Annotated in this window: 24 protein-coding genes; 21 read left to right on the forward strand and 3 right to left on the reverse strand. The window is 62.3% G+C overall.

Annotated features, from left to right (window positions below):
- Nucleotides 1-154 precede the first annotated feature (154 nt).
- The 9 genes from C5L10_RS12165 (at nt 155) to lipA (ending at nt 8,363) form a co-directional block, all read left to right on the forward strand.
- Nucleotides 155-472 (forward strand): septum formation initiator family protein, encoded by a 318-nt coding sequence (locus tag C5L10_RS12165; RefSeq protein ID WP_046669298.1) that lies wholly within the window; start codon nt 155-157, stop codon nt 470-472.
- Nucleotides 473-666: 194 nt separating this feature from the next.
- A complete protein-coding gene (gene pdhA, locus C5L10_RS12170; RefSeq protein ID WP_105429872.1) occupies nt 667-1,737 on the forward strand; it encodes a pyruvate dehydrogenase (acetyl-transferring) E1 component subunit alpha in 1,071 nt (356 codons plus the stop codon).
- Between the two features lie 18 nt (nt 1,738-1,755).
- Nucleotides 1,756-3,174, forward strand: coding sequence for a pyruvate dehydrogenase complex E1 component subunit beta (locus C5L10_RS12175; protein ID WP_105429873.1), 1,419 nt, complete (start codon nt 1,756-1,758; stop codon nt 3,172-3,174).
- Nucleotides 3,175-3,186: 12 nt separating this feature from the next.
- On the forward strand, nt 3,187-3,480 hold the full coding sequence (locus C5L10_RS12180; protein WP_046608908.1) for a hypothetical protein: 294 nt from the start codon (nt 3,187-3,189) through the stop codon (nt 3,478-3,480).
- A gap of 1 nt (nt 3,481) precedes the next feature.
- Nucleotides 3,482-4,825: a pyruvate dehydrogenase complex dihydrolipoamide acetyltransferase gene (locus C5L10_RS12185; protein ID WP_105429874.1), complete on the forward strand. Its 1,344-nt coding sequence runs from the start codon at nt 3,482-3,484 to the stop codon at nt 4,823-4,825.
- Between the two features lie 60 nt (nt 4,826-4,885).
- A complete protein-coding gene (locus C5L10_RS12190) occupies nt 4,886-5,524 on the forward strand; it encodes an SGNH/GDSL hydrolase family protein (protein ID WP_105429875.1) in 639 nt (212 codons plus the stop codon).
- 61 nt (nt 5,525-5,585) lie between these two features.
- Nucleotides 5,586-7,031, forward strand: a complete 1,446-nt coding sequence (gene lpdA, locus C5L10_RS12195) for a dihydrolipoyl dehydrogenase (RefSeq protein ID WP_105429876.1) — start codon at nt 5,586-5,588, stop codon at nt 7,029-7,031.
- Between the two features lie 74 nt (nt 7,032-7,105).
- Complete coding sequence (locus C5L10_RS12200) at nt 7,106-7,351, forward strand: GlsB/YeaQ/YmgE family stress response membrane protein (RefSeq protein ID WP_037087244.1); 246 nt, start codon at nt 7,106-7,108, stop codon at nt 7,349-7,351.
- Nucleotides 7,352-7,388: 37 nt separating this feature from the next.
- Complete coding sequence (lipA, locus tag C5L10_RS12205; RefSeq protein ID WP_037087242.1) at nt 7,389-8,363, forward strand: lipoyl synthase; 975 nt, start codon at nt 7,389-7,391, stop codon at nt 8,361-8,363.
- A 22-nt stretch (nt 8,364-8,385) separates the two neighbouring features.
- Here the strand turns inward: lipA and C5L10_RS12210 are convergent, their stop codons facing one another.
- Nucleotides 8,386-8,571 (reverse strand): hypothetical protein, encoded by a 186-nt coding sequence (locus tag C5L10_RS12210; RefSeq protein WP_037087239.1) that lies wholly within the window; start codon nt 8,569-8,571, stop codon nt 8,386-8,388.
- Nucleotides 8,572-8,870: 299 nt separating this feature from the next.
- On the opposite strand from C5L10_RS12210, the gene C5L10_RS12215 reads away from it, so the two are divergent.
- Both C5L10_RS12215 and C5L10_RS12220 read left to right on the forward strand, forming a co-directional pair.
- The gene (locus C5L10_RS12215; protein WP_245447983.1) at nt 8,871-9,464 is read left to right on the forward strand and encodes an AAA family ATPase; all 594 of its coding nucleotides are present in this window, start codon (nt 8,871-8,873) and stop codon (nt 9,462-9,464) included.
- Between the two features lie 9 nt (nt 9,465-9,473).
- A complete protein-coding gene (locus C5L10_RS12220; RefSeq protein WP_105429878.1) occupies nt 9,474-9,941 on the forward strand; it encodes a type II toxin-antitoxin system RatA family toxin in 468 nt (155 codons plus the stop codon).
- On the opposite strand, the gene C5L10_RS12225 is transcribed toward C5L10_RS12220, so the two are convergent.
- The gene (locus C5L10_RS12225; RefSeq protein ID WP_105429879.1) at nt 9,932-10,435 is read right to left on the reverse strand and encodes a CinA family protein; all 504 of its coding nucleotides are present in this window, start codon (nt 10,433-10,435) and stop codon (nt 9,932-9,934) included. The genes C5L10_RS12220 and C5L10_RS12225 overlap by 10 nt on opposite strands.
- On the reverse strand, nt 10,432-11,652 hold the full coding sequence (locus tag C5L10_RS12230) for a bifunctional 2-C-methyl-D-erythritol 4-phosphate cytidylyltransferase/2-C-methyl-D-erythritol 2,4-cyclodiphosphate synthase (RefSeq protein ID WP_105429880.1): 1,221 nt from the start codon (nt 11,650-11,652) through the stop codon (nt 10,432-10,434). Before C5L10_RS12230 ends, C5L10_RS12225 begins: the two co-directional genes overlap by 4 nt.
- A gap of 158 nt (nt 11,653-11,810) precedes the next feature.
- On the opposite strand from C5L10_RS12230, the gene dusB reads away from it, so the two are divergent.
- The 10 genes from dusB to C5L10_RS12280 all read left to right on the forward strand — a co-directional run bounded on the left by dusB (nt 11,811) and on the right by C5L10_RS12280 (nt 24,472).
- Nucleotides 11,811-12,830 carry a tRNA dihydrouridine synthase DusB gene (gene dusB, locus C5L10_RS12235; protein ID WP_105429881.1) on the forward strand — a complete coding sequence of 340 codons (1,020 nt, stop codon included), beginning with the start codon at nt 11,811-11,813 and terminating at the stop codon, nt 12,828-12,830.
- Nucleotides 12,827-13,975 (forward strand): nitrogen regulation protein NR(II), encoded by a 1,149-nt coding sequence (locus C5L10_RS12240; protein ID WP_046669310.1) that lies wholly within the window; start codon nt 12,827-12,829, stop codon nt 13,973-13,975. Before dusB ends, C5L10_RS12240 begins: the two co-directional genes overlap by 4 nt.
- Nucleotides 13,972-15,423, forward strand: coding sequence for a nitrogen regulation protein NR(I) (gene ntrC / locus C5L10_RS12245; RefSeq protein ID WP_037087225.1), 1,452 nt, complete (start codon nt 13,972-13,974; stop codon nt 15,421-15,423). Before C5L10_RS12240 ends, ntrC begins: the two co-directional genes overlap by 4 nt.
- 221 nt (nt 15,424-15,644) lie before the next feature.
- The gene (locus C5L10_RS12250) at nt 15,645-17,918 is read left to right on the forward strand and encodes a PAS domain-containing sensor histidine kinase (protein WP_105429882.1); all 2,274 of its coding nucleotides are present in this window, start codon (nt 15,645-15,647) and stop codon (nt 17,916-17,918) included.
- A complete protein-coding gene (locus C5L10_RS12255; RefSeq protein ID WP_046630559.1) occupies nt 17,908-19,272 on the forward strand; it encodes a sigma-54 dependent transcriptional regulator in 1,365 nt (454 codons plus the stop codon). Before C5L10_RS12250 ends, C5L10_RS12255 begins: the two co-directional genes overlap by 11 nt.
- A gap of 3 nt (nt 19,273-19,275) precedes the next feature.
- Nucleotides 19,276-20,652 (forward strand): Trk system potassium transporter TrkA, encoded by a 1,377-nt coding sequence (gene trkA / locus C5L10_RS12260; protein ID WP_105429883.1) that lies wholly within the window; start codon nt 19,276-19,278, stop codon nt 20,650-20,652.
- Nucleotides 20,653-20,683: 31 nt separating this feature from the next.
- Nucleotides 20,684-21,547: a D-amino-acid transaminase gene (locus C5L10_RS12265; protein WP_105429884.1), complete on the forward strand. Its 864-nt coding sequence runs from the start codon at nt 20,684-20,686 to the stop codon at nt 21,545-21,547.
- 106 nt (nt 21,548-21,653) lie between these two features.
- Nucleotides 21,654-21,896, forward strand: coding sequence for an RNA chaperone Hfq (gene hfq, locus C5L10_RS12270; protein WP_007757453.1), 243 nt, complete (start codon nt 21,654-21,656; stop codon nt 21,894-21,896).
- A 43-nt stretch (nt 21,897-21,939) separates the two neighbouring features.
- Nucleotides 21,940-23,313, forward strand: a complete 1,374-nt coding sequence (hflX, locus tag C5L10_RS12275) for a GTPase HflX (protein ID WP_205837044.1) — start codon at nt 21,940-21,942, stop codon at nt 23,311-23,313.
- Between the two features lie 139 nt (nt 23,314-23,452).
- Complete coding sequence (locus C5L10_RS12280) at nt 23,453-24,472, forward strand: acyltransferase (RefSeq protein WP_105429885.1); 1,020 nt, start codon at nt 23,453-23,455, stop codon at nt 24,470-24,472.
- Nucleotides 24,473-24,532: the final 60 nt, after the last annotated feature.

The following is a 24,532-nucleotide window of genomic DNA, read 5'->3' on the forward strand; positions in this document are numbered from 1 at the left end:
GATCCGAAATTTGCCGTGAAAGCCCGCGCCAAAAGCGCGGGCTTTTTCGCGTCATGATTCTGGTCAACGATTGCTTAAGCAAGTTCTGCGAATTTGAAGCTCTGTTTCGGATCTGATTTGAGATCCCGTAGGCGTGGCAAGGCGTTAGAGCGGCATGTGGACAAAGCATCATAAGAAAAGAAAATTCGGCCGTTTTGTCCTTCCCGCCATCACAGTCGCGTTTTTGTCCTATTTCGGCTATCATTCCATCCACGGCGATCTCGGTCTGATCGCCACGGAGGAATTCGAGCGTCAGCGGCAGGCGCGTGCAGGCGAACTGGCCAAGCTGACCGCCCGGCGCGAAACGCTGGAGCGGCAGGTTCAGCTGATGAGCGATGGTTCGCTCGACAAGGACATGCTGGACGAGATCGCCCGCTATCAGCTGAATATTTCCCGCGGCGACGAAATCGTCATCTTCAACAACTACTTCTAAATTAACCCGATTTCGGTTAATTTTACATTTCTGTAACCTATTCAATAGGTTGCGCGGAATGTGAGCCATGCATTTATGGCATTGCTGGGGCAGCTTTTCTTGCCTATGGTACGCCCCGACACCAGAGTGGGAATCTGGCGATACCCGTCAGGGCGTAATCTCGCTCTCAACGCAGAACTCAAAGGGAGGGATGAATGGCGCCGACCAAGACCGCGTCTGTATCCGGCCGCAAACCAGCGGCAAAGTCTGCAATCAAATCGGCCTCGAAAGCCTCCGCCAAGGAGTTTACGGGCAAGAACACCCCGGATTTCGGCAAGGATCAGGATCTTCACGCCTATCGTGAAATGCTGTTGATCCGCCGTTTCGAGGAAAAGGCCGGCCAGCTCTACGGCATGGGTTTCATCGGTGGTTTCTGTCACCTCTATATCGGTCAGGAAGCTGTCGTCGTCGGCATGCAGATGGCGCAGCAGGAGGGTGACCAGGTTATCACCGCCTATCGCGACCATGGACATATGCTGGCAACCGGCATGAGCGCGCGTGGCGTCATGGCCGAACTCACCGGGCGCAAGGGCGGCTATTCCCGAGGGAAGGGCGGCTCGATGCACATGTTCTCCAAGGAGAAGCATTTCTACGGCGGCCACGGCATCGTCGGCGCCCAGGTTTCGCTCGGAACCGGTCTCGCCTTCGCCAACAGGTATCGTGGTAATGACAGCGTCTCGGTCGCCTATTTCGGCGATGGCGCGGCCAACCAGGGCCAGGTCTACGAGAGCTTCAACATGGCGGCCCTCTGGAAGCTGCCGATCGTCTATATCGTCGAGAACAACCGTTATGCGATGGGCACTTCGACGGCCCGTGCGACGGCGCAGTCGAACTACTCGCTGCGTGGTTCCGGCTTCGGCATCCCCGGCATCCAGGTCGACGGCATGGACGTTCGTGCCGTGAAGGCCGCCGGCGACGAGGCGCTCGAGCACTGCCGCTCCGGCAAGGGCCCGATCATTCTCGAAATGCTCACCTACCGTTATCGCGGCCACTCCATGTCCGACCCGGCGAAATATCGCTCCAAGGACGAAGTGCAGAAGATGCGCTCTGAGCACGACCCGATCGAGCAGGTGCGCCTGCGCCTCATCGAAAAGGGCTGGGCCACCGAGGACGAGCTGAAGGCGATCGACAAGGATATCCGCGACGTCGTTTCGGATAGCGCCGATTTCGCCCAGGCCGATCCGGAGCCGGATCCGTCCGAGCTCTACACCGACATTCTGCTCTGATCGCGGGGAGGGAACCCAATGCCAATCGATATCCTGATGCCCGCGCTTTCTCCGACCATGGAGGAAGGCACGCTTTCGAAATGGCTGAAGCAAGAAGGCGACAAGGTCACGTCCGGCGATGTCATCGCTGAAATTGAGACCGACAAGGCGACCATGGAAGTGGAAGCCGTCGATGAAGGCGTGATCGGCAAGCTGCTGATCGCCGCCGGCACCGAAAACGTCAAGGTCAACACCAAGATCGCCGTGCTCCTGCAAGATGGCGAAAGCGCCGATGCGATGAGCGCGGAAAAGCCGGCGGCACCTGCCAAGGCTGACGCGGATACGCCGGCTGCAACGTCCGACGCCGCAGGCGGCAAGGCCCGCGAAGCAAGTGAGGAGACGCCTGCCGCGGCCAAGGTCCCGGCCCAGCCCAGGGCCGAGGCGGCCGCCGATCCGGATATCCCGGCCGGCACCGAAATGGTCATGACCACCGTTCGCGAAGCGCTTCGCGACGCGATGGCCGAAGAAATGCGCCGCGACGAGAACGTCTTCGTCATGGGTGAGGAAGTCGCGGAATACCAGGGCGCCTACAAGATCACGCAAGGGTTGCTGCAGGAATTCGGACCCCGCCGCGTGGTCGATACCCCGATCACCGAACACGGCTTTGCCGGCGTCGGCGTCGGTGCCGCCATGGCGGGCCTGAAGCCGATCGTCGAATTCATGACCTTCAACTTCGCCATGCAGGCGATCGACCAGATCATCAATTCGGCGGCCAAGACGCTTTACATGTCCGGCGGTCAGATGGGTGCGCCGATCGTGTTCCGTGGCCCGAACGGTGCCGCCGCCCGCGTCGGCGCGCAGCACAGCCAGGACTATGCCACCTGGTACAGCCAGATCCCGGGCCTCAAGGTCGTCATGCCCTACACGGCTGCCGACGCCAAGGGCCTGCTGAAGGCCGCCATCCGCGATCCGAACCCGGTCGTCTTCCTGGAAAACGAAATCCTCTACGGTCACCAGTTCGAAGTGCCGAAGCTCGACGATTTCGTCCTGCCGATCGGCAAGGCGCGCATCCACCGCAAGGGTAACGACGTCACCATCGTTTCCTTCGGCATCGGCATGACCTATGCCGTGAAGGCGGTCGCCGAACTGGAAAAGGAAGGCATCGACGTCGAGCTGATCGATCTTCGCACGCTGCGCCCGATGGACCTGCCGACCGTCATCGAGTCGGTCAAGAAGACCGGCCGCCTCGTCACCGTCGAGGAAGGTTATCCGCAGAACTCGATCGGCACCGAAATCGCCACCCGCGTCATGCAGCAGGCCTTCGATTATCTCGATGCGCCGATCCTGACGATCGCCGGCAAGGACGTTCCGATGCCTTATGCGGCCAATCTCGAAAAGCTGGCGCTGCCGAATGTCGGCGAAGTCGTCCAGGCGGTGAAAACCGTCTGCTACAGATAAGGGGTCCGGCTGATGCCGAAAGCTTCTGTGAAGCAGATCATGCCTGTTTCGGGTTCGTGGTTCCGAGTGATTGGAACGCGAGACAATCCGGTTATGGAAAAAGTCGTGTTTTGGGCCTTGCTCAAGACTGAGGACACCGAAGTGATCGTCGGCGTTCCGCGAGAAGAGATCGGTGTGATCGGTGCGGTAGACGGTTGGCTCGAAGACGTTGCTGGATACATCGAGGTGACGTCCGAGGACGTCACCCGAATAATGGAACATCCTGAAGAACTTGCGCAGTATGAACTTGTGTGGGCGGAGGATTAAAATGCCGATCAACATCACCATGCCTGCCCTGTCTCCGACCATGGAAGAGGGTAATCTTTCCAAGTGGCTGGTCAAGGAAGGCGACAAGGTCAAATCTGGCGACGTGCTCGCCGAGATCGAGACCGACAAGGCGACCATGGAAGTCGAATCCGTCGATGAGGGCACCGTTGCCAGGCTCGTCGTTGCGGCCGGTACCGAAGGCGTCAAGGTCAATGCCGTGATCGCCATTCTTGCCGCCGACGGCGAGGATGTCTCGGCTGCCGCCTCTTCGGGTGGTGGCGCTTCTCCGGCTCCGAAGGCCGAGGCTGCTCCCGCCCCGAAGGCGGAAGCCGCTCCGGCTCAAAAGGCGTCCGAACCGGCTCCTGCAGCCGCAGCGCCGGCTCCGGCGTCTTCGGGTGGTGCAAGGCCCTTTTCTTCGCCGCTCGCTCGTCGCCTTGCCAAGGAAGCCGGCCTCGATCTTTCGGCCGTGTCGGGTTCCGGCCCGCATGGACGCGTCGTCAAGGCCGATATCGAAAAAGCTGTCGCTTCCGGTGGTGCCAAGCCTGCACCGGCCGCCGCTGCACAGGCTGCTGCCGCACCGGCGATCGCCAAGGGGCCGGCAGACGATACCGTCCTCAAGCTTTTCCCCGAGGGTTCGTACGAGCTTCTGCCGCATGATGGCATGCGCAAGACGATCGCCTCGCGCCTCACCGAGTCGAGCCAGACGGTTCCGTCCTATTTCGTCTCGATGGATTGCGAGCTCGACGCGCTGATGAAGCTGCGCGCCGAGATCAACAAGTCTTCGCCGATGAAGAAGACCGACAAGGGCGAGGTTCCGGCCTTCAAGCTGTCGGTCAACGACTTCATCATCAAGGCGATGGCGCTCGCGCTGCGCGATGTCCCGATGGCGAATGCTTCCTGGACCTCGACGGCCCGCGTGCTGCACAAGCATGCAGACGTCGGCGTGGCCGTATCCATCCCGGACGGGCTGATCACCCCGATCGTCCGCAAGGCTGAAACGAAGACGCTGTCCTCCATCTCCAACGAGGTGAAGGATCTCGCCAGGCGCGCCCGCGACAAGAAGCTGAAGCCGGAGGAATACCAGGGCGGCACGACATCCGTGTCCAACCTCGGCATGTTCGGCGTCTCCAACTTCACCTCGATCGTCAACCTGCCGCAGGCTTCGATCGTCTCGATCGGCGCAGGCGTCGAGAAGCCGATCGTCAAGAACGGTGAGATCAAGGTCGGCACGGTGATGACGGCAACCTTCGCCTTCGACCACCGCGTCATCGACGGCGCGCTCGGTGCGGAACTCGCGTCCGCCTTCAAGCGCTACATCGAAAACCCGATGGCGATGCTGGTGTAACGGTTTTCTCTCGCCCTTGCGGAGAGGTATCCGCAAGGGAGGGGAAGCGGAGACATATCCATGAAAACCGTTCTGTGCTTCGGCGACTCGCTCACCTGGGGTTTCGACCCGGAAGGACCCGGCCGGCATGCGTTCGAGGACCGGTGGTCGAGCGTCCTCGCTGCTGCGCTCGGTCCCGGCGTGACGGTCATCGCCGAGGGCCTGAACGGCCGCACGACGGGTTATGACGATCATCTTGCCGACTGCGACCGCAACGGCGTCAAGAACCTCCCGACCGTGCTGCATACTCACATGCCGCTCGATCTGGTGATCATCATGCTCGGAACCAACGACATGAAGCCGATGATCGCCGGCGCCGCCCATGCGGCGCGTGCCGGCATTCAGCGTCTCGTGGGGCTGATCCGCCACCACGAATATTCGTTCGACTACGATGCGCCGGATATCCTGATCGTTTCGCCGCCGCCGCTCTGCGAGACCGCCGATCCGATTTTTTCGGCGATCTTCAAGGGTGGCGTCGAGCAGTCTTCCATGCTCGCCTCGCTTTACCGCGACCTCGCCGACGACCTCGGCTGCGGTTTCTTCGATGCGGGTTCGGTCGCCAGAACGACGCCGATCGACGGCGTGCATCTCGACGCAGAAAATACCCGAGCCATCGGACGCGGTCTCGAGCCCGTCGTCCGGATGATGCTGGGGCTGTAGAACAAGATTTCCCGAGGCGGGCCGCTTGGAGCTGGCCCCCCAATGAGAAGGCAGGAAAGCAATGGCTCAATCCTACGACGTCATCGTTATCGGTTCCGGTCCCGGCGGTTATATCGCCGCCATCCGGGCATCCCAGCTCGGGTTGAAGGTCGCCGTCGTCGAGCGCGAGCACCTCGCCGGCATCTGCTCCAACTGGGGCTGCATTCCGACCAAGGCGCTGCTTCGCTCGGCCGACGTCATGCACACCGCGAGCCATGCGAAGGACTACGGCCTGACGCTGGAAGGCACGATCAAGCCGGACGTCAAGGCGATCGTCGACCGTTCGCGCGGCATCGCGCACCGCATGAACAACGGCGTCGGTTTCCTGTTCAAGAAGAACAAGGTCGATATCATCTGGGGCGAGGCGAGGATCACCAAGCCCGGTGAAATCGTTGTCGGTAAGTCGACCAAACCGGTTGTCCAGCCGCAGGGCCCAATCCCGAAGAATACGCTGGGCGAGGGCACCTATAACGCCAAGCACATCATCATTGCGACAGGTGCCCGCCCGCGCGCGCTTCCGGGCATCGAGCCGGACGGCAAGCTGATCTGGACCTATTTCGAGGCGATGAAGCCGGAAGAGATGCCGAAGTCTCTGCTGGTCATGGGGTCAGGCGCGATCGGCATCGAGTTCGCCAGCTTCTACCGCACCATGGGCGTCGAGGTCACCGTCGTCGAGATCATGAGCCAGGTCATGCCGGTGGAGGACGCGGAGATCTCCGCGCTTGCCAAGAAGCAGTTCGAGCGCCAGGGCATGAAGATCCTGCTCGAAGCCAAGGTCGCCAAGGTCGTGAAGGGTGCCAACTCGGTGACCGCGACGATCGAGCTCAAGGACGGCAAGACGCAGGAGATCACCGCCGACCGGATGATCTCGGCTGTCGGTGTCCAGGCCAATATCGAAGGCATCGGCCTCGAAATCTTGGGCGTGAAGACCGACCGCGGCTTCATTGTCATCGACGGTTACGGCAAGACCAACGTGCCCGGCCTCTATGCGATTGGCGACGTCGCCGGCCCGCCGCTGCTCGCCCACAAGGCCGAACACGAAGCGGTCATCTGCGTCGAGAAGATCGCCGGCCTGCCCAACGTTCACCCGATGGACAAGCTGAAAATCCCGGGCTGCACCTATTGCCATCCGCAGGTCGCCTCTGTCGGCCTCACTGAAGCCAAGGCGAAAGAGCAGGGCCGCGACATCCGCGTTGGCCGTTTCCCGTTCGTCGCCAACGGCAAGGCGATCGCGCTCGGCGAGGACCAGGGCCTCGTCAAGACCATCTTCGACAGACAAACCGGCGAACTGATCGGCGCCCACATGGTCGGTGCCGAAGTCACCGAACTGATCCAGGGCTTCGTCGTCGCCATGAACCTGGAGACGACGGAAGAGGAGCTGATGCACACGATCTTCCCGCATCCGACCATTTCCGAAACGATGAAGGAAAGTGTTCTTGACGCCTATGGCCGGGCGCTGAATGCCTGACGAGATCGCTCTGCCGGGGATTGTTCCATGGCAGGGCATCGCCCATATGAGTGTGTCTGGAACGGGAGCGTAACATGCAGGTAGGTTGGATTGCGGCGATCATCATCGGCGGCCTGGCGGGTTGGCTCGCCGGCAAGCTGATGGATGTCCGCTTTGGCATTTTCATGAACATCGTCATCGGCATTGTCGGCGCGGTGCTCGCCAACGGCATCTTCAACAGGTTCAACATCCATGTTGCAGACGGATGGCTGGGTTACCTGGTTGCGGGTTTCATCGGCTCCTGCATTTTGCTATTTATCGCCAAACTCGTCAGGCGCTGACGGTAGCCGCGCTCCAAGCGGTTGAAAGCAGGTATCTATGGTCACCATTCTCGACACGATCGCATCCGGCGATGAAAAGCGCGTCCGTCATCCGGAAAAGGCGCATCGTCCCGATACCGAGATCATGCGCAAGCCGGAATGGATCCGCGTTCGTGCCCCGGTTTCCAAGGGTTATCAGGAAACCCGCGCGATCGTGAAGGAAAACAAGCTGGTGACGGTCTGCGAGGAAGCGGGCTGCCCCAATATCGGCGAGTGCTGGGACAAGAAGCACGCCACCTTCATGATCATGGGCGAGATCTGCACCCGCGCCTGCGCCTTCTGCAACGTGGCGACCGGCAAGCCGAACGCCCTCGATATGGAAGAGCCCGAAAACGTCGCCAAGGCCGTCAAGCAGATGGGCCTGTCCCATGTGGTCATCACCTCCGTCGACCGCGATGACCTCGCAGACGGCGGCGCCGAGCATTTCGAGAAGGTGATCTGGGCGATCCGCGCCGCGTCGCCGGCAACGACGATCGAGATCCTGACGCCCGACTTTCTGAAAAAGCCCGGTGCGCTGGAGCGCGTCGTCGCCGCCAAGCCGGATGTGTTCAACCACAATATGGAAACCGTGCCGGGCAACTATCTGACGGTGCGCCCCGGCGCCCGCTATTTCCACTCCGTCCGGCTGCTGCAGCGGGTGAAGGAGCTGGATCCGACCATGTTCACCAAGTCGGGCATCATGGTGGGGCTCGGCGAGGAGCGCAACGAAGTGCTGCAGCTGATGGACGATCTGCGCACTGCCGACGTCGATTTCCTGACGATCGGCCAGTATCTGCAGCCGACCCGAAAGCACCACAAGGTAGAAAGCTTCGTCACGCCGGAGGAGTTCAAGTCCTACGAGACCGTGGCCTATTCCAAGGGTTTCCTGATGGTGTCGTCCAGCCCGCTGACCCGGTCTTCGCATCATGCCGGCGACGATTTCGCTCGCCTCAAGGCTGCGCGCGAGAGGAAAGTCCTGGCCGCCGCCGAGTAGGGCGGCAGCCGGTTCCAGGCTCTTATTCGGCTGCCTGGATCTTTTCGCTCTTGTCCTGGCCGCGTCTTCTTTCTCGCAGCGTGAACCTGTGGCCGCGCGCTTCGGCCTTAGCCATTTCAATGAGATAGACGAGCATGGGGAGCTGGTTCATGTCTGCAAGCTGCTTTGCGGATTCGAGCAGCTTTATCATCTGCGAGAAATCGTCCATGGATGCCTCTTTCGGCTGCGCCCGGTCTGCTGTCGATTGACTATACCAAATGTACGCACGCTTGCGACTCTGGATCACTGCAACCGGATGGATGCTACATTAATCTTATTAATCCGAATGCCATCTGACATCGACAAATGGACGGCGGTTGTGCCGGTCCCTCCGACGTCCCTGTCAAAGCTCTGTCACAATCGCATTCGGCGATCTCTATAGCGCCGTCTGTTTGACATTGAAATCCTCCTGTCGTCATCGGCGTTTACGGCCAGTCACGATACCGAGAGACTCACTCACGGGAGAGCATGATGGATATGGAATCTGGCGTGAATGCGATCCGTTACGTGGGAATTGCCGAGGCGGCAGACAAGATCCTCGGGGCCGATCGAATTCTGGTCATCGGCTGTTCCGGCGGCGGTAAATCGACGCTGTCGCAGAAGATCGCCCGCCGCTTCGGACTTGCCTATATCTCGATCGACCGGGACGTGCTCTGGCTGCCGGGCTGGGTGCAGCGGGACAAGCCCGCACAGCACCGCATAATCGCCGAGTTGACTGCCGGTGAACGCTGGATCATGGACGGCACCAATACATCCACTTTCGAAATTCGGGTGCCGCGCAGTGACCTTGTCATCTGGGTGCGCATGCCGCGCTGGCTGTGCGTCTGGGGAATTTTGAGCCGCTGGATCACGAACAGGGGAGGCACTCGTCCGAAAATGGCGCCCGGCTGCCCAGAAAAGATCGATCTCAATTTCCTCCGCTTCGTGTGGACCTGGGAGAAGGTCTATGGCCCGCGCGTGCTTGCGGGGTTGGCAGCGCACGCGGCCGGAAAGCCGGTTCTGATGTTGAAATCGAGGTCCGAGATGCGCGAGCTTCTTGATCTTATCGGAGCGGACGCTTAACTCGGGATCATGCCAAAGTTCGAAATCCGCCGTCCCGTCAAGCACAGCGCCGAAAAGATGTACGCGCTCGTTGCCGATGTCGAAAAATATCCGCAATTCCTGCCGCTCTGCGAAGCGCTGACCGTACGTTCCTCCAAGGAGCGCGACGGCAAGACGCTTCTCGTGGCCGACATGACGGTCGGCTACAAGGCGATCCGGGAAACCTTCACCACCCAGGTGCTGCTCAACCCGGCGGAGCGGATCATCGACGTGAAATATATCGAGGGGCCGTTTAAATACCTCGACAACCGCTGGAGCTTCGAGCCGGTAGCGGGCGGTTCCCCGAATGCCGGCCCAGAGGGGTGCGTCGTGCATTTCTACATCGATTACGAGTTCAAGAGCATGATCCTCGGCGCCCTGATGGGCTCGATGTTCGATCGCGCCTTCCGCATGTTCGCCGAAGCCTTCGAGACCCGGGCCGACAAGATCTACGCCTGAGCGGCCACCTCGGCCAGCATCGCGAGCGCAGTGCGCACCGTCGCAAGCCTGACCTCCGTGCGGCCGATATCGCCGTACCGCATTTCCCGGTGCAGGATTTTTCCCGAGCGGCTTTTCGCAGCGAGATGCACCAGGCCGACCGGCTTTTCCGCTGATCCGCCGCCGGGACCGGCGATGCCGGTCACCGCCACCGCGACGCTCGCCTGCGAGCGGTAGAGCGCCCCATGCACCATCTGTAGCGCGGTTTCCTTCGACACCGCGCCATGCGTCGTGAGCGTCGCGTCCGCCACGCCGAGCATGTCCACCTTCGCCTGGTTCGTATAGGTGACGAAACCGCGGTCGACGACGGCGGACGAGCCGGAAATCTCCGTCAGCGCCCCGGCGATCAGCCCGCCCGTGCAGGATTCGGCGGTCGCGACCATTTTTCCGCGTGCGGTGAAGTCTAAAATGATCCGCCTGGCCTGGTCCTCGATATCGGCGGGAAACAGGCTCACGCGGCGTCTCCGCGGTAAACGACGGTCGCCGTGGCGATCGCGGCGATGCCTTCGCGGCGGCCGATGAAGCCGATCTTCTCGTTGGTGGTCGCCTTGACAGAGCAGCGGTCGATCGAAATGCCGAGAATCGCGGAGAGGGTTTTGCGCATCGCCTGGCGGTGCGGGGCGATCTTCGGCGCTTCTGCGATCAACGAGATGTCGGCGTTCATGATCGTGCCGCCATGCTCGCGGACGATCTTCGCCGCATGGTCGAGGAAGATCTTTGACGGCGCACCGCGCCACTGCATGTCGGACGGCGGAAAATGGTCGCCGATATCGCCGGCGCCGCAGGTCGCGAGCAGCGCATCGGTCAAGGCATGCAGCGCGACATCCGCATCCGAATGGCCGCTGAGCTTCTGGTCGTGTGGAATGAACACGCCGCAGAGCGTCACGCCGTCGCCGGGCTCCAGCTGGTGCACGTCGTAACCGTTGCCGGTGCGAACATCGGGGAGGGTGGTCGAAGACCGGGTCTGCGAGAGCTTTTCGTCGGCCATGGCGATATCCCGCTTCACGGTGAGTTTGATATTGTCGATCGATCCTTCCACCAGCGTCACCGGCAGGCCGGCCCATTCGGCGATCGAGGCGTCGTCGGTGAAATCCTCGCGGCGCAGTGCCGCCGCCTTTTCATGCGCCGTGCGGATTTCAGAGAGAACAAAGCTCTGCGGCGTCTGCGCGGCATAAAGCCCGGCGCGCGGTACGGTTTCGTGCACCAGTCCGTCGGAACCGCCGCGCTTCAGCGTGTCGCTGACCGGAACGGCCGGCAGCACGCCGTCCTGCCCCTCGTCGAGCGCCCGCGCCACCCGCTCGAGCACGCCGTGGTCGATAAAGGGCCGCGCCGCATCGTGGATCATCACGTGGGTCGCCGCGGTGCCGGAAAGGGCGCGCAGGCCTTCATAGACCGAGCGTTGCCGTGTTTCCCCGCCGAACGTGGTGATCAGCCCGGCCGCTCCCTTGACGCCGACGGTTGCCGCAGCGAACAGCGCCTCGTCGTCCGGATGGATGACGACGACGATCGGGCCGCTGCGGGGCCAGGTCAGAAACCGCTCCAGCGTATGGGCGATGACCGGCTTGCTTCCGATCCGCCGATACTGTTTGGGGCCGTCCTCAGGGGAACCGGCACGTTCCCCGCGGCCCGCGGCGACGATGACGATACCGATTGTCTTGGGACCGATTGTCATGGCTTTGTCGTCCCCGACCCGTAATTCGTTTTGGATTGACAGGCGCAGAACTATAGGACCAAAAGCCTGAATTCCAGCATGGCGCTCAAAAATAACGCAGTTCCGGAATTGCTCTTGGCAAACGCCCGAGACCTGAATAAAAATAGTGCAACAATCTCATGTGCCCGAAAGATCATCATTTGAGTTTCCAAGATCTTGCCAAGCCTTTTCAGATCGGGCCTGTCGCCATTCGCAATCGCGTCGTCCTGGCGCCGATGTCCGGCGTCACCGATCTGCCGTTCCGGCGGCTTGCCTGGCGCTATGGCGCCGGGCTCGTCGTGACGGAAATGGTCGCCAGCGGTGAACTCATTCTCAACCGCGGCGAATCATGGGCGCGGCTCAAGGGCGCCGGGATTTCGCCGCACATGGTACAGCTCGCCGGCCGCGAGGCGCAGCCGATGGCGGTCGCCGCGAAAATCGCTGCCGATAACGGCGCCGATATCATCGACATCAACATGGGGTGTCCCGCCAAGAAGGTGACGGGCGGTTATTCGGGCTCGGCCCTGATGCGCGATCCGGATCACGCGCTTTCTATGATCGAAGCGACGGTCAACGCCGTCAGCGTGCCGGTGACGCTGAAGATGCGGCTCGGCTGGGACGAAAATTCCATCAATGCGCCCGAGATCGCCCGCCGTGCGGAACAGGCGGGCATCCAATTGGTGACCATCCACGGCCGCACCCGCATGCAGTTCTACGAGGGCAGGGCGGACTGGGATGCGATCCGCCAGGTGCGCGACGCGATCTCCATCCCGCTGATCGCCAATGGTGACGTCGAATCGCCCGAGGATGCCCAGGATATCCTGGCGCGCTCCGGTGCCGATGCGGTCATGGTCGGCCGCGGCGCCCAGGGACGGCCCTGGCATGTCGGCTGGCTTGCCGGCCACGCCGCGCCGTCGCAGGCCGAGATTGCCGATCTGGTCATCGAACATTACGAGGCGATGCTGGAACTCTACGGCCGCGAGGCCGGCCTCCGCCACGCGCGAAAACAGCTCGGCTGGTATCTCGACCGCTTCGCGGGCGACCTGCCCGCCCAAGAAAAGGCCGCCATCATGATTTCGAAAGACCCGGCCGATGTTTCGCGCCGGATGATTGCAGCGCTCGGCGGCCAACCCGTCGACGCTCAGAAGGAGGCCGCATGAGCAAGTCCCCGGCGCAGGATGCCACGATTGGCAACGCGCTCGCCATGGCTGTCCTCAACTCGGTGCAGAACCCGGTGATATTGGTCGATGCGGGAGGCAAGGTCGCGTTCGCGAACTGGGAGGCGGAGGCCTTCTTCGGCGCCAGCGCTCCCCATCTCGCCAAGAACAAGATCTCCACCTTCATCCCGTTCGGCAGCCCGCTTCTCGCCCTGATCGACCAGGTGCGCGAGCGTAAGGCGCCCGTCAACGAATACCGCGTCGATCTGTCTTCGCCGCGCCTGGGCCAGGACAAGCTGGTCGATCTCTATGTCGCGCCCGTGGTCAGCGAACCGGGCTCGGTGGTCGTCGTCTTCCAGGAGCGGTCCATGGCGGACAAGATCGACCGCCAGCTCACCCATCGCGCCGCCGCGCGTTCAGTGACGGGTCTGGCCTCCATGCTCGCCCACGAGATCAAGAACCCGCTCTCGGGCATCCGTGGCGCCGCCCAGCTTCTGGAAAGCGTCGTTCCCGACGACGACCGGGCGCTGACCCAGCTGATCTGCGACGAGACCGACCGCATCGTCTCGCTGGTCGATCGCATGGAAGTCTTTTCCGACGAACGGCCGGTCGATCGCATAGCCCTCAACATCCATTCGGTGCTCGATCACGTGAAGGCGGTCGCCAAGGCCGGCTTTGCCCGCAAGATCAAGATTTCCGAAATGTACGACCCGTCGCTGCCGCCGGTCTTTGCCAACCGCGACCAGCTGGTGCAGGTCTTCCTCAACCTCATCAAGAATGCGGCCGAAGCCGTCGGCGACCAGCCGGACGGCGAAATCATGCTGACCACCGCCTATCGCCCCGGCATCAAGCTTTCGGTCGCCGGCACCCGGGACAAGATCTCCCTGCCGCTCGAATTCTGCGTCATCGACAACGGACCGGGCGTTCCGACCGACCTCGTGCCGCATCTTTTCGATCCCTTCATCACCACGAAGACGAACGGCTCCGGCCTGGGCTTGGCGCTGGTCGCCAAGATCATCGGCGGCCATGGCGGCATCGTCGAATGCGACAGCCAGGCGCGCCGGACGATATTCCGTGTTCTGATGCCCATGCACAAGGAAGAGGCCATGGACGGCCGCGCCTTGAACTCCACAGGAAACGTAAAATGACTGCCACGATCCTTGTCGCCGACGACGACGCGGCCATCCGCACCGTTCTGAACCAGGCCTTGACCAGGGCGGGCTACGAAGTGCGCATCACCTCCAATGCCGCCACCCTGTGGCGCTGGATTTCGGCTGGCGAGGGGGATCTCGTCGTCACCGACGTGATCATGCCGGACGAGAACGCCTTCGACCTTCTGCCGCGCATCAAGAAGGCGCGGCCCGAGTTGCCGGTGCTCGTCATGAGCGCCCAGAATACCTTCATGACGGCCATCAAGGCCTCGGAAAAGGGGGCCTACGACTACCTGCCGAAACCGTTCGACCTGACCGAGCTGATCGCCATCATCGGCCGGGCGCTGGCCGAACCGAAGCGCAAGCCCGCCCGCCTCGACGACGACATGCAGGATGGCATGCCGCTCGTCGGCCGTTCCGCCGCCATGCAGGAAATCTACCGGGTCCTTGCCCGTCTGATGCAGACCGACCTGACGCTGATGATCACCGGTGAGTCCGGCACCGGCAAGGAACTCGTCGCCCGCGCGCTCCATGACTATGGCAAGCGGCGCAACGGTCCGTTTGTGGCGATCAACATGGCCGCCATCCCGCGTGACCTGATCGAATCGGAACTTTTCGGCCATGAGAAGGGCGCGTTCACCGGCGCCCAGAACCGCTCCACCGGCCGTTTCGAGCAGGCCGAGGGCGGAACCCTTTTCCTCGACGAGATCGGCGATATGCCGATGGACGCCCAGACGCGGCTTCTGCGCGTTCTGCAGCAGGGCGAATACACGACCGTCGGCGGCCGTACGCCCATCCGCACCGACGTCCGAATCGTCGCGGCCACCAACAAGGATTTGAAGCACCTGATCAACCAGGGCCTCTTCCGCGAGGACCTCTATTACCGCCTCAACGTCGTGCCGTTGCGCCTGCCACCCTTGCGTGATCGTGCCGAGGACATTCCGGACCTCGTTCGCCACTTCATGCAGATGGCCGAGAAGGAAGGACTTGATGCCAAGCGTTTCGACAGCGAGGCGCTGGATCTGATGAAGGCCTATGCCTGGCCGGGCAACGTGCGCGAGCTGGAAAACCTCGTTCGCCGCCTGATGGCGCTTTATCCGCAGGAGGTCATCAGCCGCGAGATCATCGAATCGGAGCTGCGCTCGGATGTTCCCGACAGCCCGATCGACAAGATGGGCACCCGCAGCGGTTCGCTCACCATCGCCCAGGCCGTGGAAGAAAACATGCGCAGCTATTTCGCGAGCTTCGGGGAAAACCTGCCGCCGCCGGGTCTCTACGATCGCGTCCTGACGGAGCTGGAATATCCGCTCATCCTGGCGGCGCTGACGGCCACCCGCGGCAACCAGATCAAGGCGGCCGATCTGCTCGGCCTCAACCGCAACACGCTTCGCAAGAAGATCCGGGAACTGGGCGTCTCGGTCTATCGCAGCTCTCGCGGCGCTTGATGGTTAGTTTGTTCCCGACTGCTTGACAGCTTCCGCTCATCGTTGCATTTTCGCCACATTGCGTTGCTTAAAGGTCACGCAGGGTTTGGTGAAGGCTCGACGGAGTGGCGGACGTCGATGGGGGTAGGCCAGCCCTTTTCTGGAAAGTGGCTGTCGCTTCGCCCGGTCTGACCGGGTCGGATCGATCTCCCGCGAGGGTTTTGGGGATCGGAGTGGATTCGATGACGGAAGGCGTAACAGCGCCGATGGCCGAAGACGAGCCAGCGGTGTCAGTGCAGGATCGGCGCGCGTCGTTTGCGCTCCCCGGCCTTCTGCTCGCCGGCGGAGCCTTGATCTGCGCGTCGGTGACGCTTTTCATCCTGCTCGGCCTGACGCCGATCGCCCCGACCACCAATGTCGTGATCGCCTCGGCTGCACTGAATTCGCTTTTCATCCTCGGCCTGATGTATCTGATCGGCCGCGAGATCGTCCGACTGGTGAAGGCCCGTAACCGCGGCCGTGCCGCCGCCCGCCTGCATGTCCGCATCGTCGTACTGTTCTCGATCGTGGCGATTACGCCGGCGGTCCTGGTGGCGATCTTCGCGAGCCTCACGCTCAATGTCGGCCTTGACCGCTGGTTCTCGCTGCGGACGCAGTCGATCGTGCAGTCGTCCCAGGACGTAGCACGGGCCTATATGCTCGAGAATGCCAGCTATCTTCAGGGCCAGACCGTATCGATGTCGAACGACCTCGAGCGCAACCGGCCGATGTTCTATCTCGACCGTACGGGGTTCGTGGACCTGATGACCCGCCAGGCGCGGGGTCGCGGAATGCTCGGAGCCTTCCTGGTGCGCGAAGACGGGCAGGCGATCGTCCAGGCCGACATCAAGACGGAAAAGCCGCTGCCGGCGATCCCGGAGGATGCGCTGAAGACGGCGGCGGCCGGCCAGCCGACGCTGATCCCGCCAGGCGTCACCAACCTCGTCGGCGCCGTCATCAAGCTCGACGCCATTCCGGGCTCCTATCTCTATACGATCCGCGCCGTCGATCCGAAGGTCATCTCGGCGATGCGGCTGATGGAGGAGAACACCGCCGAATACCAGGCGATGGAAGCCGGCCGCACGTCGCTGCAGATCGCCTTTGCGGTGCTCTATCTCGGCTTCGCGCTGATCGTGCTGCTCGCGGCGATCTGGACGGCGATCGCGGTCGCCGACCGCATCGTTCGGCCGATCCGTCTGCTGATCAGTGCCGCCGACAGCGTGGCGACCGGCAATCTCAACGTCGTCGTGCCGGTGCGCGCCGCCGACGGCGACGTCGGCAGCCTGTCGCGCACGTTCAACAAGATGATTTCGGAGATCCGCAGCCAGCGCGACGAGATCCTCGAGGCCAAGGATGAAGTCGACGACCGTCGCCGGTTCATCGAGGCGGTGCTGTCCGGCGTCACCGCCGCCGTCATCGGCGTCGAGGAAGACCGCCGCATTACCATCGTCAATCCGTCGGCGGAGCATTTCCTCGGCGTTCCCGCCGAACAGCTGATGGGCGAGAAGCTTGAGGATGTCGCGCCCGAGATCGACCACGTCCTGACCGAGGCGCGCACCAGAGCGCGCGGCGAATTCCGCAAGCAGGTGAACCTGATCCGCGGCGGCAAGGAGCGGACGCTGTCGGTTCAGGTCACCCGCGAGGAGCAGCGCGCCGCACACGACAGCTATGTGGTGACGCTCGACGATATCACTGATCTCGTCATCGCCCAGCGTTCGACCGCTTGGGCGGACGTTGCCCGCCGCATCGCCCACGAGATCAAGAACCCGCTCACCCCGATTCAGCTTTCGGCCGAACGCCTCAAGCGTCGCTACGGCAAGCAGATCGCCGAGGACGACCGCGCCGTCTTCGACCAGTGCACCGATACGATCGTGCGCCAGGTCGGCGATATCGGCCGCATGGTCGATGAATTCTCTTCCTTTGCCCGCATGCCGAAACCCGCCAAGGAAGAGGCCGATCTGCGCGATATCCTGCGCGACGCGATCTTTTTGCGCGAGATGGGCACGACCCATGTGGATTTCATCCGCGAACTTGGCGACGAGCCGCTGAAGGGCATGTTCGATGCGCGCATGCTCGGCCAGGCCTTCGGCAACCTCATCAAGAACGCCGTCGAGGCGATCGAGGCGGTCTCGAGCGATCAGGAGCGCGACGGCCGCAAGGTCAAGGTCCGCTCGGTCTACGACGCGGAGCGCGACACATATGTCGTCGATATCATCGACAACGGCAGCGGCCTGCCGACCGAAAACCGGCACCGCATCCTCGAGCCTTACATGACCATGCGCGACAAGGGCACGGGTCTGGGGCTCGCCATCGTCAAGAAGATCATTGAAGAACACGGCGGGCAGCTCGAACTGCACGATGCCCCCGCCGATTTCGATCATGGCAAGGGCGCCATGATCAGGGTGCTGCTGCCGCATCTGGAACAGGTGGCGGTGCCGGGAACGGATAATAACAAGGAATTGGCTTATGGCGTCTGATATTCTGGTCGTAGATGACGAGGCGGATATCCGCGATATCGTTTCAGGTATTTTGTCCGATGAGGGCCATGAAACCCGCACGGCCCACGACAGCGACAGCGCGCTGGCAGCGATATCCGATCGCGTGCCGCGGCTGGTTTTCCTGGATATCTGGATGCAGGGCTCCAAGCTCGACGGCCTGGCGCTGCTCGACGAGGTCAAGAGCCGGCATCCCGATTTGCCCGTCGTGATGATCTCCGGTCACGGCAATGTCGAGACCGCTGTTTCGGCGATCAAGCGCGGCGCCTTCGACTTCATCGAAAAACCGTTCAAGGCCGATCGGCTGATCCTGATCGCCGAGCGGGCGCTCGAAAACTCCAAGCTGAAGCGCGAGGTGACCGAGCTTAAGAAGCGCACCGGCGACGCCGCCGAACTGGTCGGCACGTCGGTTGCCGTCTCGCAGCTTCGCCAGACGATCGAGAAGGTCGCTCCCACCAACAGCCGCGTGATGATCCTCGGCCCCTCCGGTTCCGGCAAGGAACTGGTGGCACGGATGATCCACAAGCGGTCGTCTCGCGTGACCGGTCCGTTCGTGGCGCTGAACGCCGCGACGATCACGCCCGATCGCATGGAGATGGCACTGTTCGGCACGGAAGGGGCTCCGGGCCAGGCGCGCAAGATCGGCGCACTGGAAGAGGCCCATCGCGGCATCCTCTATCTCGACGAAGTCGGCGAAATGCCGCGCGAGACGCAGAACAAGATCCTTCGCGTGCTTGTGGATCAACAGTTCGAGCGCGTCGGCGGTTCGAAGCGCGTCAAGGTCGATGTTCGCATCATCTCGTCGACCGCCTACAATCTCGAAAGCCTGATCGCCGACGGTTCGTTCCGCGAGGATCTGTACCATCGTCTCGCCGTCGTGCCGGTCAAGGTGCCGGCGCTGGCCGAGCGTCGCGAGGACATTCCTTTCCTGGTCGACATGTTCATGCGCCAGATCTCCGAACAGGCCGGCATCCGCCCCCGCAAGATCGGCGAGGACGCCATGGCCGTCCTCCAGGCCCACGACTGGCCGGGCAATATCCGTCAGCTGCGCAACAATATCGAACGGTTGATGATCCTCGCCCGTTCCGACGGTCCGGATTCGCCGATTTCCGCCGACATGCTGCCGACAGATCTCGGCGACATGCTGCCTAAGGTTTCGGCCAAAGGCGACTACCACATCATGACGCTGCCGCTGCGCGAGGCCCGCGAAATGTTCGAGCGCGACTACCTGATCGCCCAGATCAACCGTTTCGGAGGCAACATTTCCCGCACCGCGGAATTCGTCGGCATGGAGCGCTCGGCACTCCACCGCAAGCTCAAATCGCTTGGTGTTTGACATATGAAGGTGATCATCTGCGGCGCGGGACAGGTGGGCTACGGCATTGCCGAGCGGCTCGCTCAGGAGGACAATGACGTCTCCGTCATCGATACCTCGGCGACGCTGATTGCTGCGATCACCGAGACGCTCGACGTCAAGGGTTATGTCGGCCACGGCGCTCATCCGGACGTGCTGGAAAAGGCGGGCGCCGAAGACGCCGACATGATTATCGCGGTGACGCTCTATGACGAGGTCAACATCGTTGCCTGCGAAGTCGCGCATGCCCTGTTTTCCGTGCCCACCAAAATCGCCCGCATCCGCGCCCAGAACTATCTGAAGCCGGAATATGCCGACCTCTTCAGCCGCCAAAACATGTCGATCGACGTGACGATCTCGCCGGAAATCGAGGTCGGCAAGATGGTGCTGCGGCGGATTTCCTTTCCCGGCGCCACCGATGTCGTAAAGTTCGCCGACGATCACATCACCATGGTGGCGATCGAGTGCATGGAGGACTGCCCGGTCGTCGCCACGCCCCTGCACCAGCTCTCCGATCTCTTTCCGGACCTGATGGCAACCGTGGTCGGCATCGTCCGGGGCGGCGTCCTGACCGTCGCCCGCTCCGCCGATGAGCTCGAAGTCGGCGATCTCGCCTATGTCATCTGCCAGCGCGAACACATCCGCCGCACGCTCGGCCTGTTCGGCCACGAGGAGCAGGAGGCTCGCCGCATCGTCATCGCCGGCGGCGGCAATATCGGATATTACGTCGCCCGCACTATTGAGGAACACCAGCCGAGGACGCGGTTGAAGATCATCGAAAGCGACCGCGAGCGGGCGCTGATCGTCTCCGAGCAGCTGCGCAATACAATCGTGCTGCACGGTTCGGCGCTCGACCAGAACATCCTCACCCAGGCCGATATCCAGGATACCGACCTGATGATAACCCTCACCAACAGCGACCAGATCAACATCCTCGGCGCGGTCCTGGCGAAATCGCTCGGCTGCAAGTCGAACCTGGTGCTGATCAACTCCACCTCGTTCCATCAGGTCACCGACGCGCTCGGCATCGACGCGCAGATCAACCCGCGTGCGGTGACGATCTCGCGCGTGCTCCAGCATGTCCGCAAGGGCCGCATCCGTTCCGTCTATGCGGTGCAGAACGGCGCTGCCGAGATTATCGAGGCCGAGGCGCTCGAAACCTCGCCGCTGGTCGGCCGGCCGTTCCGCGAGCTCGACCTTCCGGACGGCATCCGTGTCGGCGCGATCTACCGCGGCGAGGCCGTCATCCGCCCCAACGGCGATACCAAGATCAAGGCGCGCGACCGGGTCGTGCTCTTCGCCACCGCCGAAGCCGTGCGCCATGTGGAGCAGCTTTTCCGCGTTTCCATCCAGTATTTCTGACCAGCATTTCCGAAAAGAGCCGGGGACATCGATGTCGAGAATTGCCTATGTGAACGGACAATATGTTCGCCATTCCGACGCCGCGGTGCATGTGGAGGATCGCGGCTTCCAGTTCGCAGACGGCGTCTACGAGGTCTGCGAAGTGCGTCACGGCATGATCGTCGATCTGACCCGCCACCTCAACCGCCTCGACCGGTCGCTGAGCGAACTGAGGATGGCCGCGCCGATGGGCCGCGCGGCGCTCACGTTCGTCATCCGCGAAGTTCTCCGCCGCAACCGGGTGAAGAACGGCATCTTCTATCTGCAGGTAACCCGCGGCGCCGCCCGCCGCGACCACTACTTCCCGGCCGAGGGCACGCCGCCGACCATCACGATTACCGCCAAGAGCACCGATCCCTCGGCCGCCGCCAGGAAATATGCGAGCGGCATCAAGGTCATCACCCTGCCTGAGAACCGCTGGGACCGCGTCGACATCAAGACGGTGGGCCTGCTGCCCAACGTGCTTGCCAAGCAGCAGGCGAAGGAGGCCGGTGCTCAGGACGCCATCTTCATCGACCGGTCCGGCATCGTCATGGAAGGTGCCTCTTCGAACGTCTGGATCGTTACGCGGGATGGCGAGCTGGTCACCCGGCCGGCTGAACACGGCATCCTCAAGGGAATCACCCGCACGACCCTCATCGATGTCGCGAAAAAGCTCGGGCTCAAGGTGGTCGAGCGCGAGTTCAAGGCGGAAGAGATGCTGGCGGCGCGCGAGGTGTTTTTCACCTCCGCCACCGGGATCTGCGTCCCGATCGTCGAAATCGACAACAAGCCGGTGGCCAACGGCCATCCGGGCACGGTATCGTCAAGTATTCGCGACACCTTTTTCGACGTTGCGGAAAAGACGGCGATTTGATAGTCAAACATCGGGGAAAGGAAAGCACGGGGCGCTTTCCGGTCGTCTTTTATCAAGCTTGATCATGATCCGGCTCCGGGCCGGCAAAAAAGAAAGAAGCGGCGCTATGGCGGAACGTTCTCAGAACCTGCAGGATTTATTTCTTAATACCGTTCGCAAGCAGAAGATTTCCCTGACGATTTTCCTGATCAACGGGGTCAAGCTGACAGGTGTCGTGACCTCTTTCGACAATTTCTGCGTCCTGCTTCGCCGTGACGGCCACTCTCAGCTCGTGTATAAGCACGCGATCTCGACCATCATGCCGGGCCAGCCCATGCAGATGTTCGAAACCGAAGAGAATGCGGCCTAACAGGACAGAGCAGATTTCAAATCGCGATACGTCTAAAGAATCCATGGTCCCGGAGGCTGAAAAGCGCCGGGACGATATGCGCGCGCTCGTCATCGTGCCGGTCCTCAAGCAGGCACGGTCGAAGGCGGGGCAGGGCGACTCTAGCCAAGCACCCGCACCGCAGCGCTCCAACGAAGCCCGCCTCGAAGAGGCGATCGGCCTTGCACGAGCGATCGACCTGGAGATCGTGCAGGGGCTGATCGTACCGATCAGCCAGCCGCGCCCGGGAACGCTGATGGGCAGCGGCAAGATAGAGGAAATCAAGGCGCTGCTCGACGAGCACGACGCCGGCCTCGTCATCGTGGATCATCCGCTGACCCCGGTACAGCAGCGCAATCTCGAAAAGGAATGGCAGGCCAAGGTCATCGACCGGACCGGCCTGATCCTCGAGATCTTCGGCCGCCGCGCTTCCACCAAGGAAGGCACGCTGCAGGTCGATCTGGCGCATCTCAATTACCAGAAGGGCCGCCTGGTCCGCAGCTGGACCCACCTTGAACGCCAGCGCGGTGGCGCCGGCTTCATGGGTGGCCCCGGCGAAACTCAGATCGAGGCCGACCGCCGGCTGCTTCAGGAACGCATCGTCAAGCTGGAGCGCGAGCTCGAACAGGTGGTCCGTACCCGCCAGCTTCACCGCGCCAAGCGCCGCAAGGTGCCGCACCCGATCGTGGCGCTGGTCGGTTATACCAATGCGGGCAAATCGACGCTGTTCAACCGCATCACCGGCGCCGGAGTGCTTGCCGAGGACATGCTGTTTGCGACGCTCGATCCGACGCTGCGACGCATGAAGCTGCCGCATGGCCGCACGGTGATCCTCTCCGACACCGTCGGCTTCATCTCCGACCTGCCGACCCATCTGGTCGCGGCCTTCCGCGCCACGCTGGAAGAGGTTCTGGAAGCCGATCTCGTCCTACATGTGCGCGACATGTCCGACCCGGACAATGCCGCCCAGGCCGGCGACGTGATGCGCATCCTTGCTGATCTCGGCATCGACGAGAAGGAAGCGGCAGCCCGCATCATCGAGGTCTGGAACAAGATCGACCGGCTCGACCCGGAAGCCCACGAGGCGATCGCCGAACGCGCCGTCGGCCGCGAGAACGTCATGGCGGTCTCGGCGATCACGGGCGAGGGCGTCGAGCCCCTGATGGACGAGATCTCGAAACGTCTCTCCGGCGTGCTGACCGAAACCTCGATCACCATCCCGCCGGAAAAGCTCGGCCTCGTCTCCTGGGTCTACAGCAATTCCGTCGTCGACGGCCGCGAGGACAACGAGGACGGTTCCGTCACCCTGGATGTCCGCATGTCCGAGGCCGAAGCCGCCGAACTGGAGCGCAAGCTCGGCAATGGCCTGAAACCGGACAAGGAAGACTGGGAACGATAGGAGCGCGCTGCGCGCAATCTCGGCAACCGCCGGCAGCGTCATGATGTTGCCGGTTTTTTGCGGTGCAACATGAGCCGACGAAGACGGCCACGATTCTTGCGGTATTATCATCCGCGGGCCAGCAAAAACGGGTTTCGCGATGATACAAAATCCACCGAAGGAAGAGACCGGAGCACACCTGGACTACCTGGATGGGTGGAGAGGTATTGCGGTACTCTTCGTGATAGTGGGCCATTTCTGGATCGATGATTTCTGGCCCGGCGTCAGTACATTCGGGGTGGACCTGTTTTTCGTTCTGTCCGGGCGGCTGATGTCGGAAATTCTGTTCGTCAAGCGGGCGGAACTGCCGACCTTCTTTTTCAGGCGTTTCTCACGAATTTATCCGGCCCTCTTCGCGTTCGTCGTCATCACGACCCTTGCCTTCCAGGGCACCGAAATTTCGCACGGCCCTGTCGCGGCACTGCTGGCGCTGACGTTCACGATCAATTACGCGATGGTCTATACCCATCCGGTGGCGTTGCTTGATCACCTGTGGTCGCTATGCGTCGAAGAACATGCCTATATTCTTCTGGCGGGCGTCGCATTCCTGTCGCGCCGCAGACTGTTTCCTGTCGGGGCTCTGATCGTCGCACTCGGCGCTGCGGCCATGCTGAACGGCGTCATCCGCACGGAACTCGGCGCGAGCGTTCTCTATACCCACTGGCGCAGCGACGTCTCCGTGGCCGGCATATTCATCGCCGGCGGTCTTTGGCTGTTCCTGCGCAACCGCCAAGCCCCCTGGTGGGTCTCGCCGCTGGCGCTGCTGATTGCGGTCGTGGCGAAGGGGATGCCGTTTCACGTCCTCTCCTTCGGTCTGTCGACCGCTATGCTGGCACTATCGATCACCACGATCGACAGCGCGGCGCCGGTCTTCCGCAAGGTGCTGTCGGCGAAGGTGCTCACCTATGCCGGACTGTGGTCCTATTCGCTCTATCTGTGGCAGCAGCCCTTCTACAAGCTTTACCGCGAGGGCGCGGCGCCGACCCCGTTGCTGATACTCGCCGCCGTGCTGGCCGCACTCGCCAGCTTCTACCTGGTGGAAAAACCCTCTCGAACGGCGCTCAATCGCCTCTTCCAGAACCGCATGGAGAAGGTCGTCACCGCCGGCCGAACAGCATAGAGTTGCGATCGCCTTCCATCGCGGCAGTGCTTTGCGGATCAGGAGGCGATCATGTCTTGA

Source organism: Neorhizobium sp. T6_25 (assembly GCF_002968555.1).
Taxonomy (GTDB): Bacteria; Pseudomonadota; Alphaproteobacteria; order Rhizobiales; family Rhizobiaceae; genus Neorhizobium.